The sequence below is a fragment of the Aestuariivirga sp. genome, assembly GCF_020252395.1.
Classification (GTDB): Bacteria; Pseudomonadota; Alphaproteobacteria; order Rhizobiales; family Aestuariivirgaceae; genus Aestuariivirga.
The window spans coordinates 39244-51212 of the sequence record NZ_JADCDB010000014.1 but is presented as its reverse complement, the minus strand read 5'-3'; the positions used below and the strand labels follow the sequence as shown (position 1 = coordinate 51212).

Genomic DNA, 11969 nt, shown 5'->3' with positions numbered 1-11969 from the left:
GAAACAACGAACGGATCGTTCCATGCATCAGGGTGACATTTCCCCGGCCGAGGCCTATCAGCGGCTCCAGAACAACCCTGCCGCCGTGCTCATCGACGTGCGCACCCAGCCGGAATGGGTGTTCGTGGGCGTGCCCGCTGTGGAGCGGCTGATCCGGCTGTCCTGGCAGGTTTTTCCGTCGATGCAGGTCAACGGCAGTTTCGTCACCGAAGTGGAGCAGATGGGCCTGCCCAAGGACACCGAGATCCTGTGCATCTGCCGTTCGGGTGCGCGCTCGGCCTCGGCCGCCTCGGCACTGACGCAGGCCGGCTATTCCAACGCCTGGAACGTGGCCGAAGGCTTCGAGGGCGACAAGGACGGGTCCGGCCATCGCGGCAAGCTGGGCGGCTGGAAGGCGGCCGGCCTCCCCTGGGTGCAAAGCTAGGGGATCGAGGGCGATGAAGAAGCACAAGTCCGATCCGAAGAGCTGGGGCGACTCGACCAAGCTGGTGCGCGGCGGCCTGCACCGCACCGAACATGGAGAGACCTCGGAAGCCCTCTTCCTCAATTCGGGCTTCGTCTATGACGAGCCGGAAACCGCCGAACGCCGTTTCGCCGGCGAGGATGACGGCTATGTCTATGGCCGCTATGGCAATCCCACCGTCTCGATGTTCGAGGAGCGGTTAGCACTGCTCGAAGGGGCGGAGGCCTGTTATGCGCTCGCCTCCGGCATGTCCGCCGTCTTCGGCGCGCTGGCCTGCCAGCTGAAGGCGGGCGATCATCTTGTGGCGTCGAAGGCGCTGTTCGGCTCCTGCTACCAGGTCGTCACCGCCATTCTGCCGCGCTTCGGCATCAGGACCACGCTGGTCGACGGCAAGGACCTCGATGCCTGGAAAAAGGCCATCACCTCCGAGACCAAGTGCGTCTTCCTTGAAACCCCGTCCAACCCGACGCTCGAAGTGCTGGATCTCGAGGCCGTCTGCGCCATCGCCAAGGCCAGGGGCGCCAATGTGGTGGTCGACAATATCTTCGCCACGCCCATCCTGCAGCGCCCGCTGAACTACGGCGCGGACGTCATCGTCTATTCGGGCACCAAGCACATGGACGGGCAGGGGCGGGTGCTGGGCGGCGCCGTACTCTCGACCAAGGCCTTCAAGGACGAGCTGCTGAAGCCCTTCCTGCGCCATACCGGCCCGTCGATCTCGCCCTTTAACGCCTGGGTTCTGCTCAAGGGCCTCGAAACGCTCAAACTCCGCGTCGAAGCGCAGAGCCATTCGGCCCGCAAGGTTGCCGAAGCGCTCCAGGGCATGAAGGGCGTGGCCCGCGTGCTCTACCCGCATCTCGACACGCACCCGCAGGCCGCCCTCTGCCGCAAGCAGATGAAGCTCGGCGGCACCATGGTGACGTTCGAAGTGGAGGGCGGCAAGAACCAGGCCTTCGACCTGCTGCGCCACTTGGGCATCATCGACATCTCGAACAATCTGGGCGACGCCAAGTCGCTGATGACGCATCCGGCCTCCACCACCCACCGCAACATCGGGGCCGAAGCCCGCGCCAGCATGGGCATCACCGAAGGCATGGTGCGCCTGTCAGTCGGACTCGAGGATACGGACGATCTCGTGGGCGACCTCAGGCAGGCGCTGGCGGCCTGATCGGACCGCGCATCAGACGATGGCGAAGGCGACGTCGCGGATTGACGTCTTGGCGAGGGAGGAATGCAGCGCGCACTCCGCCGTCCGCAAGGGGCCTGACAGCACCTTGCCCAGTTGCGCCGCCACCGGGCAGCTCGACTGCGGGTCCGTCTTATGCATGCGGAAGACGTTCTCGTCCTCCACCGCGAAATAGACGTCCGCCAGACTGATCTCGGCGGGGTCTCTGCCGATCTCGAAACCGCCCGCGCGGCCTGCCACCGATTTCACCAACCGCGCCCTTTCGAGCTCCGTCATCAGCCGGCGGATCACCACCGGATTGGTGTGCACGCTCTCGGCGACGAGGGCCGAGCACACGGGACCCTTGCCCCTGAACCGGGCGAGGACGCTTAAGGCATGGACGGCGACGACGAAACGGCTGCTGCTCAACATATTCGTAACTCCAAGAGTTACATCGTCACGGTAACCCCAAAGGTCAAGCGAATAAATCGCGGCAAGGTGAGGGGATTGTTAACCGAGTCCGCCGAAACCTGCGAGGGAGATCAAGGGAGCCGGGTCTATGCGCCGCTTCGACATCGTTGTCACCTGCGTCTGCTGCGCGCTGCTCGGCTATTTCGGCTGGCACGCCTACAAGGGCCCGCGCGGCTTTCCCTATCGCGACAATCTCGTCATGAAGGTCGCCTCGCTCAAGAACAAGTATGAGGACATGCAGGCTCGGCGCGAGAAGCTCGAAAGCAAGGTCTCCCTGCTGCGCCCGGAAAGCATCGACCCCGACCTCCTCGACGAACTGGCCCGAGGCAACCTTGAACTCGCCAAGCCCACCGACGTGGTGGCCTTCACGTCGCGGCAAATCTCCGAGTGAAATCCTTAGCGTAAACCGAAATCCGGTTAATTCATAAAACAGCCTTCTTTCTCAATCGTTTAATGCTATGAAACTCGGAAGTGCTCATGGCTGGAGGAAGCATTCATGGCGGTCAAGTCAGCCTATATCTCCAAGAAGTCCGGGAAGGGTGACAAGCCCAACCTCACCAACAGCGGCTTCACGACGGAAGAGGAACTCTACGCCTATCGCGAGATGCTGCTGATCCGCCGCTTCGAGGAGAAGGCGGGCCAGCTCTATGGCATGGGCTTCATCGGCGGCTTCTGCCACCTCTATATCGGCCAGGAAGCGGTCGTCGTCGGCATGGAAATGGCCCAGAAGGAGGGTGACGCCGTCATCACCTCCTATCGCGACCATGGCCATATGCTTGCCGCCGGCATGGACCCCAAGGGCGTCATGGCGGAGCTCACCGGCCGCCGCGGCGGCCTATCCAAGGGCAAGGGCGGCTCCATGCACATGTTCTCCAAGGAGAAGCAGTTTTATGGCGGCCACGGCATCGTCGGCGCCCAGGTGCCGCTGGGGGCAGGCCTCGCCTTTGCCAACAAGTATCGCGGCAACGGCCAGGTGTCGGTCGCCTATTTCGGCGACGGTGCGGCCAACCAGGGCCAGGTCTACGAGACCTTCAACATGGCCTCGATCTGGAAGCTGCCCGTCATCTTCGTGATCGAGAACAACCGCTATGCCATGGGCACCGCCGCCACCCGCTCGACGGCGCAGGCCGAGCAACTGGGCGCGCGCGGCGCGGCCTTCGGCATTCCTTATGAGCAGGTCGATGGCATGGACGTGCGCGCCGTGCGCGACGCCGCCGAGCGCGCGCTGGATCACTGCCGCTCGGGCGAGGGCCCCTACATCCTCGAGATGCTCACCTACCGCTACCGCGGCCACTCCATGTCGGACCCCGCGAAATACCGCTCCAAGGAAGAAGTTCAGAAAATGCGCGAGGAGCATGACCCGATCGAACAGGTAAAGGCCCGCATCCTCAACGGAAAGCTCGCCACCGAGGACGACCTCAAGAAGATCGACGCCGAGATTCGCGCCATCGTAACCGAGGCCGCGGAATTCGCCCAGAACGATCCGGAGCCCGATGTATCCGAGCTCTACACCGACATCTACGTGAACGCCTGAGCCGGGGACGCCAATGCCATCCATCCTCATGCCCGCCCTTTCTCCCACCATGGAAGAGGGCAAGCTCGCCAAGTGGCTCAAGAACGTCGGCGACGTGGTGAAGCCCGGCGATGTCATCGCGGAGATCGAAACCGACAAGGCCACCATGGAAGTGGAAGCCGTTGACGAGGGCCCGCTCACCGCCATCCTCGTGCCCGCCGGCGCCGAGAACGTGAAAGTCAACACGCCCATTGCCGTCATCGGCGAGGCCGATGCGGCCCCCGCACCCAAGGCCGATGCGCCGAAGGCGGAAACGCCCAGGGCCGGGGCAGCACCCGTCGCCGCTCCCGCTGTCATCACCTCCGGCGCCCCCGCGGATGCGGGCATCCCCGCCGGCGCCGAAATGGTCACCATGACGGTGCGCGAGGCCCTGCGCGAGGCCATGTCGGAGGAGATGCGCCGCGACCCGGAGGTCTTTCTCATGGGCGAGGAGGTGGGCCAGTACCAGGGCGCCTACAAGATTTCGCAAGGTATGCTGGACGAGTTCGGCGACAAGCGCGTCATCGATACGCCGATCACCGAACATGGCTTCACCGGCCTTGCGGTGGGTGCGGCCTTCGCGGGCCTCAAGCCCATCGTCGAGTTCATGACCTTCAATTTCGCCATGCAGGCCATCGACCAGATCATCAACTCCGCCGCCAAGACGCATTACATGTCAGGCGGCCAGCTCAATTGCCCGATCGTGTTCCGCGGCGCGAGCGGAGCCGCCGCGCGCGTCGCCGCCCAGCACAGCCAGGACTATGCCGCCTGGTATGGCCACATCCCAGGCCTGAAAGTTGTGATGCCTTACTCGGCCGCTGATGCGAAAGGCCTTCTGAAGTCGGCGATCCGCGACCCCAACCCGGTTGTCTTCCTCGAAAACGAAATTCTTTACGGCAAGAGCTTCGAGGTGCCGAAGGTCGAGGACTGGCTGGTGCCGATCGGCAAGGCGCGCATCGCGCGCGTTGGCCACCACGTCACCATCGTCTCCTTCGGCATCGGCATGACCCATGCCATGGCCGCGGCTGAGAAGCTGGCGGCGGAGGGCATTGAGGCCGAAGTCATCGACCTCCGCACCATCCGCCCGATGGACCTGGCGGCCGTCATCGAGAGCGTGAAGAAGACCAACCGCTGTGTGTGCGTGGAGGAGGGCTTCCCGCAATTCTCGGTGACGAGCGAGATTGCCGCCCAGATCATGACCCATGCCTTCGACTACCTCGACGCGCCCGTCGCACGCGTCGCCGGCAAGGACGTTCCGATGCCCTATGCGGCCAATCTGGAGAAACTGGCGCTGCCCAATGCCGATGAGGTGGCCGCCGCAGCAAAGGCTGTGCTCTATGTCTGACCACGATCACCACCACCACAATCACCACGGCGAAATGCACCCGCACCAGCTGGAGCCGCCGCATGAGGTGTTCCACGATCCCAAGGCCGGCGAAGTGGCCCGCGCCTGGATCACCGGCGGGGGCTTGAGCCTTTCGCTCCATGCCATGGCTTTCGGCACGCCCGAGGTCTGGGGCCATGTGCTGGCCGGCATGGCGCAGCAGGTCGCTGCCGCCTGCGCCGAGATGGGCCACGGCAACCCGTCCGACAATTTCGCCGCCATCCGCAAGGTGCTGAACGAGGACTTGACCAAGGTCGCCGCCCAGCTCTCGCCGCTCGCCAACAAGCCGTAAAGCAAGCGCGACCCTGCGCGGGGGCCAGAACGGCGCCCGCGCCTATCAGACGAATAGGGAACTCCGCCGATGCCCGTGAATGTGCTCATGCCCGCCCTGTCGCCCACCATGGAGAAGGGCAAGCTTGCCAAGTGGCTCAAAAAGGAGGGCGACGCCGTAAAGTCCGGCGACGTGCTGGCCGAGATCGAGACCGACAAGGCCACCATGGAAGTCGAGGCCGTCGATGAGGGCACCGTCGGCAAGCTTCTGATCCCCGCGGGCACGGAGGACGTCCTCGTCAACACCCCCATCGCGGTGATCCTCGGCGAGGGCGAGAAGATGGGGCAGGGGGCTGCCCCGGCCCCCAAGCCCACCGCACCCCCGCCCGCAGCCGTAGCGGCGGCTCCTCCGCCTGCTCCTGCGCCGGCAGCGCCACCCGCGCCCGCACGGGCCGAGGGCGCGCGCATCTTCGCCTCGCCGCTTGCCCGGCGCGTGGCCAAGCAGAAGGGCATCGACATCGCCACGCTGCTCGGCTCCGGCCCCCATGGCCGCATCGTGGTGAAGGACGTCGACAGCGCAAAGCCTGCCGCCCAGCCTGCAGCAAAACCCGCCGCGGCCGCCATCGCCCCGCCCCCTTCCGACGAGCAGGTGCTGAAGCTCTTCGCCGAGGGCTCCTACGAACTCGTGCCGCATGACGGCCTGCGCAAGGTCATCGCGCGCCGGCTCACCGAGTCGAAGCAGACGATCCCGCATTTTTATGTCTCGGTGGACGTCGCCATCGACCATCTTCTCGACCTGCGCGAGCGGCTGAACCTGCAGGCGCCGAAGGACAAGGAGGGCAAGCCCCTCTGGAAAATTTCGGTCAACGACTTCATCATCAAGGCCATGGCCATGGCGCTGATCAAGGTGCCGGACGCCAATGTCACCTGGACCGAGACTGCCATGGTGAAGCACAAGCACGCCGACATCGGCGTTGCGGTCTCGATCCCCGGCGGCCTCATCACACCCATCGTCCGCTCGGCCGAGTTGAAGGGCCTCGCCCGGATCTCGACCGAGATGAAGGACTATGCCGCCCGCGCCCGCAACCGCAAGCTCAAGCCCGAGGAATATACCGGCGGCTCGGCGGCGATCTCCAACATGGGCATGCTGAACGTGAAAAGCTTCGCGGCCATCGTCAACCCGCCTCACGCCTCGATCCTCGCCGTAGGCTCGGGCGAGCGCCGCCCCGTGGTGCGTGGCAACGGCATCGTCATCGAACAACAGATGACCATCACGCTCTCCACCGACCACCGCTGCATCGACGGCGCGCTGGGCGCGGAATTCATCGGCGCCATCAAGTCCCATCTCGAAGAACCCGGCCTGATGCTGGTGTGAGGCCCGCGATGAAACACATCCTCGCCTTCGGCGACAGCCTCACCTGGGGCTTCATTGCCGGCAGCTTCGAGCGCCACCCTCACGACGTGCGCTGGCCCAACGTGCTGGCGGCGGGTCTCGACGGCAAGGCGCGCGTCATCGAGGAGGGCCACAACGGCCGCACCACGGTGTTCGACGATCCGACCACGCTGGATGACCGCAACGGCGCGCACGCGCTGCCCATGCTGCTCGCCACACACCAGCCGCTCGACCTTGTCATCATCATGCTGGGCACCAACGATCTGAAGTTCGCGCAGCGCTGCCGCGCCTTCGATGCCTCGCTGGGCATGTCGCGGCTTGTCCAGATCGTCCAGACCTTCCCCTTCCTCGACTGGGCGCCGCGCCCGCAGGTGCTGATCGTCGCGCCGCCCGCGCTCGTGCCGACGGAGGATGAATGGTTCAACGACCTCTGGGGCCACGCCATCGCGGAGTCGCAGCTGTTCGGCAAACACTACGCCCGCGTGGCGGAGGAGATGGGTGTGCATTTCTTCGATGCAGGCACGGTGGCCAGAGCCGACAAGACCGACGGCGGCCATCTCGACGCCGCGAACACCAAGGCCATCGGCACCGCGCTGGCGCCGGTGGTGACGAGGATACTCGATTTATAATTCCGTCATCCCGGCTTGGGGTGACGGACCGCGATGGATAAGGAACGCGACATGGCCGACACCAGCTTCGACATCATCATCATCGGCGGCGGCCCCGGCGGCTATGTGGCGGCGATCCGCGCGGCACAGCTCGGCCTCAAGACCGCGCTCGTCGAGCGTGAGCATCTGGGCGGCATCTGCCTCAACTGGGGTTGCATCCCCACCAAGGCGCTGCTGAGGTCCGCCGAGATCTACCACTACATGAAGCACGCCAAGAATTACGGCCTGTCGGCGGATAACATCTCCTTCGATCCGGCTGCCGTCGTGCAGCGCTCGCGCGGCGTGGCGGGGCGCCTCAACGGCGGCGTCACCATGCTGCTCAAGAAGAACAAGGTCACCGTCATCTGGGGCGAAGCGAAGCTGACGAAGCCCAACGAGATCGTGGTGACGAAGCCGGCCAAGCCCGCCGTCCAGCCGCAGCCACCCGAACCCAAGGGTGCCGCTGGCCCCGGCGCCTACACGGCGAAGCATATCATCGTGGCGACGGGTGCCCGCCCGCGCGTGCTGCCGGGCCTCGAGCCCGATGGCAAGCTGGTGTGGACCTATTTCGAGGCCATGGCGCCCAAGGCCATGTCGAAGTCGCTGCTGGTCGTGGGCTCCGGCGCCATCGGCATCGAGTTCGCCTCCTTCTACAATGCCATGGGCGTGGACGTCACCGTAGTCGAACTCATGGACCAGATCATGCCGGTGGAGGACACCGAGATCTCCAAACTCGCCCAGAAGCTGCTTGAAAAGCAGGGCATCAAGTTCCGCTTGAGCGCCAAGGTCACCAAGCTCGACAAGGCGGGCGACAGCGTCACCGCGACGATCGAGGCGGGCGGCAAGTCGGAGCAGATCACGGTCGACCGCGTCATCTCGGCCGTCGGCGTGCAGGGCAACATCGAGGGCTTGGGGCTTGAAGCGCTGGGTGTGAAGACCGAGCGTGGCTGCATCGTCATCGACGGCTATGGCCGCACCAACATCCCCGGCGTCTATGCCATCGGCGACGTGGCCGGCCCGCCGATGCTCGCCCACAAGGCGGAGCATGAGGGCGTCATCTGTGTCGAGAAGATCAAGGGCCTCGACGTCCACCCGATGAAGAAGGAGCAGATCCCCGGCTGCACCTATTGCCATCCGCAGGTGGCGAGCGTCGGCCTCACCGAGGCCAAGGCCAAGGCGGCGGGCTATGAGCTGAAGGTCGGCCGCTTCCCCTTCCTCGCCAATGGCAAGGCCATCGCGCTGGGCGAGGACCAGGGCCTGATCAAGACCATCTTCGACGCGAAGACCGGGCGGCTTCTGGGCGCCCATATGGTCGGCGCCGAGGTCACCGAGCTGATCCAGGGCTTCGTCGTCGCCATGGGGCTTGAAACGACGGAGGAAGAGCTGATGCACACCGTCTTCCCGCACCCGACGCTTTCCGAAATGATGCATGAGAGCGTGCTCGACGCCTATGGCCGCGTCATCCACATGTAAGCTTGATGTGCCGGGCGCGGGCCCCTATCTTCCGCCGAGGCAAGACGCGAGGACAGCGCATGGAATCGAACAACCTGATGGATCTTGGCGGCGGCGTAGGCTGGATCGGCACGCTGTTCATCGGCGCAATTGCCGGCTGGATCGCCGAAAGGGTGATGAAGGAGGAGCACGGCCTCATCAAGAACATCATCATCGGCGTGATCGGCTCCTATATCGGCGCCTTCCTCGCCAATCTTCTGGGGATCAGGCTGGGCGAGATCTTCCAGGGCTGGTTCTGGGGCAATCTGATCGTCGCAGCCGGGGGCGCCATCGTGCTGCTCTATGTGCTGCGGCTCGTCAGGAGCAGGAGCAATTAGGCAAGCCTGATGGTCACCATCCTCGACAGCAAGACGAAGCCGCGCCACCCCGAAAAGGCGCACAAGCCAGACACGCCGGTGCTCAAGAAGCCGGAATGGATCAGGGTCAAGGCGCCGGGCTCGCCCGTTTATGCGGAAACGCAGAAGATCGTGCGCGAGAACAAACTCGTCACCGTTTGCGAGGAGGCAGGCTGCCCCAATATCGGCGAATGCTGGTCGAAGAAGCACGCCACCTTCATGATCATGGGCGACACCTGCACCAGGGCCTGCGCCTTCTGCAACGTGAAGACCGGCATGCCGGACGCGCTGACGGCGGACGAGCCGGAGAAGGTGGCGGATGCCATTGCCCGCATGGGCCTGTCGCATGCCGTCATCACCTCGGTCGACCGTGACGATCTGGCCGACGGCGGCGCCAATCACTTCGCGCGCACCATCGGGGCCATCCGCGCCGCATCGCCCCAGACCACCATCGAAGTCTTGACGCCCGACTTCCTCAAGAAGGACGGCGCGCTCGAAATCGTCGTCGAGGCCAAGCCCGACGTCTTCAACCACAATCTCGAAACCGTGCCGTCGCTCTATCTGAGGATCAGGCCCGGGGCGCGCTATTTCCACTCGCTGCGGCTGCTCCAGCGCGTGAAGGAGCTCGATCCCGCCATGTTCACCAAATCCGGCATCATGGTGGGCTTGGGCGAAACCCGCGAGCAGGTGATGCAAGTGATGGACGACATGCGCTCGGCGGAGATCGACTTCATCACCATCGGCCAGTATCTCCAGCCCACCCGCAAGCACGCGGCGATTGACCGCTTCGTGACGCCGGACGAGTTCAAGGGCTACGAGACCATCGCCTATGCCAAGGGCTTCCTGATGGTCGCCGCCTCGCCGCTGACGCGGTCTTCGCATCATGCGGGCGATGATTTCGCCAGACTCCGCGCCGCCCGGGCCCGGCGCGGCTGATGCCCAAGTTCAGCGTCTCCCGCTCCGTTCCTTACACGGCAGACCAGGTCTTCGCCATCGCGCGCGACGTGGCGAAGTACAAGGAATTCCTGCCGCTGGTGAAGCGCTCCCTCGTGCGCGGGGCGAAGACGGACGAACAGGGCTGCGAGCATTTCGAGGGCGAGCTGACAGTCGCCTATGACAAGCTCCGCATCGAGGAGGTGATGGCGAGCCGCGTCACCGTCGATCCGGCGGCGTTCACCGTCACCGCGCGCTCGGATCAGGGTCCGGTCAAGCACCTCGTCTCCGAATGGAAGATCGTGCCCACGGGCGATAACCGATGCGACATCAATTTCACCGTCGATTATGCGCTCAGGAGCAAGATGCTCCAGATGGTGCTGTCCGGCATGTTCGACATGGCCGTACGCAAGATCATGTCCGCCTTCGAGGAACGCGCACGGGCGCTCTATGGGCCCGCGATCTCGTAGGCCATTTCGACGGCCACCCGCACCGTCCCGATCCGCACAGCGTCACGCCCGACGTCGTCAAGCCGCAGCTCGCGGTGCACAGTCGCGAACCCCCGCCGCGCCGCCGCGCAATGCACCAGCCCCACCGGCTTCAGCGCCGTCCCGCCACCAGGCCCGGCCACACCTGTGACTGCCACCGCAATGTCCGCCGGACAGTGCGACAGCGCCCCCTCCGCCATCGCCCGCGCCACCTCTTCGCTGACAGCGCCATGCCGCGTAACGAGATCGGCCGGCACCCCCACCATCCGCGTCTTCGCCACATTGGAATAGGTTACGAACCCGCAGTCCAGCACGTCCGATGATCCGGGCACGGAGGTTATGAGCCCTGCGATCAGCCCGCCGGTGCAGCTCTCCACGGTGGCGAGCATGAGGTGCTTGGCCCGGCAACGCGCGATCAGTTCGCCTGCGCGCGCCGTCAATTCATCCCCGAACACGCCCATCACGCACGGCCTACTGCCGACCACTCCGCCGTCATCCCAACCATCCGGGACGCTACACTGCTGGGGTGACGGCAATCATTGAGATCCGATCGCGATCAACTCAGGTCACGATGCCAGGCGGCACCGCCGGCTGAGGCGGCTGCAGCGGCGGGGAGATGCCGACGATCACCGTCATCGCCGTCATGGGAATGGCCAGCGGATAGAGGGCGGGCGGCGGGGCAGGGGTCCGGCAGCTGATTTCCGCTTGCGCCTCCGCCCGAGCAAGGTCTGCCTGTGCCCGTGCAAGCGCAGCAGATGCACGCATCAGCGCTTCCTCTTCCCTCGCCAGCTCTCGCGCCGCAAGGCCCACCGCGAGTCCCGCGCCGGCAACAGCCGCAATGGCTGCAGGCAGCAGCCACGGCAGCACGACGGCGGCGATAAGCGCAGCCGATGCCGCGCCGAGCGCCATGCGCGACGTGTTCAGCCTGTCCTGAGCCTGCCTGACAGCGTTGGCCCGATCCATTACCGCCCGTGTTAGTGCATCTACCCGCTGCCGCGCTGTTTCCGCCTCACGGCGTGCCGCCTCGCAATCCATGTCGCCCTGCAGAGCCGAAGACTGGTTCGGCGGCGGCGGATTGGGCTGCGGCAGGCGCGAGAACACGAAGCAGACGATGATGTCCGCAAGGACGAAGGCCAGCAGCAAAGCGATGGCACCTGCCGCAATGACGACCGATGGAGCGATCGCCTCGATGAAGATCGCGGCGGCAGCAACCGCGGTCGCGCCGGACGCAAGGCCAGCAAGGAAGATGGCCAAGGCAACCGCCCAGATCACGCCAAGGACGCCCGCAAGGAACCCAAGTATCCGGAGCCAGGCATTCCACGAGGCGGTCAGGCGGCTGAGCAGGCAGGACAGCAT

15 protein-coding genes are annotated in these 11969 nt (G+C 65.1%); 12 read left to right on the top strand and 3 right to left on the bottom strand.

Annotated elements, in window-relative coordinates; genetic code table 11:
• The first annotated feature begins 22 nt into the window (after positions 1–22).
• Both IOC82_RS07960 and metZ read left to right on the top strand, forming a co-directional pair.
• Positions 23–424 (top strand): rhodanese-like domain-containing protein, encoded by a 402-nt coding sequence (locus IOC82_RS07960; RefSeq protein ID WP_290545646.1) that lies wholly within the window; start codon positions 23–25, stop codon positions 422–424.
• 13 nt (positions 425–437) lie between these two features.
• Positions 438–1631 carry an O-succinylhomoserine sulfhydrylase gene (gene metZ / locus IOC82_RS07955; protein ID WP_290545645.1) on the top strand — a complete coding sequence of 398 codons (1194 nt, stop codon included), beginning with the start codon at positions 438–440 and terminating at the stop codon, positions 1629–1631.
• 12 nt (positions 1632–1643) lie between these two features.
• Here metZ and IOC82_RS07950 read toward each other — a convergent pair whose 3' ends face one another.
• Positions 1644–2060, bottom strand: coding sequence for an Rrf2 family transcriptional regulator (locus IOC82_RS07950; protein ID WP_290545644.1), 417 nt, complete (start codon positions 2058–2060; stop codon positions 1644–1646).
• A gap of 127 nt (positions 2061–2187) precedes the next feature.
• Between IOC82_RS07950 and IOC82_RS07945 the strand changes: the two genes are divergently transcribed.
• The 10 genes from IOC82_RS07945 (at position 2188) to IOC82_RS07900 (ending at position 10595) form a co-directional block, all read left to right on the top strand.
• Positions 2188–2490 (top strand): septum formation initiator family protein, encoded by a 303-nt coding sequence (locus IOC82_RS07945; protein ID WP_290545643.1) that lies wholly within the window; start codon positions 2188–2190, stop codon positions 2488–2490.
• A 105-nt stretch (positions 2491–2595) separates the two neighbouring features.
• Positions 2596–3633, top strand: a complete 1038-nt coding sequence (gene pdhA, locus IOC82_RS07940) for a pyruvate dehydrogenase (acetyl-transferring) E1 component subunit alpha (RefSeq protein WP_290545642.1) — start codon at positions 2596–2598, stop codon at positions 3631–3633.
• Positions 3634–3646: 13 nt separating this feature from the next.
• Positions 3647–4996 (top strand): pyruvate dehydrogenase complex E1 component subunit beta, encoded by a 1350-nt coding sequence (locus tag IOC82_RS07935; RefSeq protein WP_290545641.1) that lies wholly within the window; start codon positions 3647–3649, stop codon positions 4994–4996.
• Positions 4989–5327, top strand: a complete 339-nt coding sequence (locus IOC82_RS07930; RefSeq protein WP_290545640.1) for a DUF5076 domain-containing protein — start codon at positions 4989–4991, stop codon at positions 5325–5327. Before IOC82_RS07935 ends, IOC82_RS07930 begins: the two co-directional genes overlap by 8 nt.
• 69 nt (positions 5328–5396) lie before the next feature.
• Entirely contained in the window at positions 5397–6680 is a 1284-nt protein-coding gene (locus tag IOC82_RS07925; RefSeq protein ID WP_290545639.1) for a pyruvate dehydrogenase complex dihydrolipoamide acetyltransferase, read from the top strand.
• Positions 6681–6688: 8 nt separating this feature from the next.
• Entirely contained in the window at positions 6689–7327 is a 639-nt protein-coding gene (locus IOC82_RS07920) for an SGNH/GDSL hydrolase family protein (protein WP_290545638.1), read from the top strand.
• A gap of 51 nt (positions 7328–7378) precedes the next feature.
• Positions 7379–8818, top strand: coding sequence for a dihydrolipoyl dehydrogenase (lpdA, locus tag IOC82_RS07915; protein ID WP_290545637.1), 1440 nt, complete (start codon positions 7379–7381; stop codon positions 8816–8818).
• Positions 8819–8877: 59 nt separating this feature from the next.
• Positions 8878–9174, top strand: coding sequence for a GlsB/YeaQ/YmgE family stress response membrane protein (locus tag IOC82_RS07910; protein WP_290545636.1), 297 nt, complete (start codon positions 8878–8880; stop codon positions 9172–9174).
• 9 nt (positions 9175–9183) lie between these two features.
• Positions 9184–10128 carry a lipoyl synthase gene (lipA, locus tag IOC82_RS07905; RefSeq protein WP_290545635.1) on the top strand — a complete coding sequence of 315 codons (945 nt, stop codon included), beginning with the start codon at positions 9184–9186 and terminating at the stop codon, positions 10126–10128.
• Positions 10128–10595 carry a type II toxin-antitoxin system RatA family toxin gene (locus IOC82_RS07900; protein WP_290545634.1) on the top strand — a complete coding sequence of 156 codons (468 nt, stop codon included), beginning with the start codon at positions 10128–10130 and terminating at the stop codon, positions 10593–10595. The genes lipA and IOC82_RS07900 overlap by 1 nt, the downstream gene beginning before the upstream one ends.
• On the opposite strand, the gene IOC82_RS07895 is transcribed toward IOC82_RS07900, so the two are convergent.
• Positions 10574–11074: a CinA family protein gene (locus tag IOC82_RS07895; protein ID WP_290545633.1), complete on the bottom strand. Its 501-nt coding sequence runs from the start codon at positions 11072–11074 to the stop codon at positions 10574–10576. The two genes, IOC82_RS07900 and IOC82_RS07895, sit on opposite strands and share 22 nt — an antisense overlap.
• A 100-nt stretch (positions 11075–11174) precedes the next feature.
• The gene (locus IOC82_RS07890; RefSeq protein ID WP_290545632.1) at positions 11175–11969 is read right to left on the bottom strand and encodes a hypothetical protein; all 795 of its coding nucleotides are present in this window, start codon (positions 11967–11969) and stop codon (positions 11175–11177) included.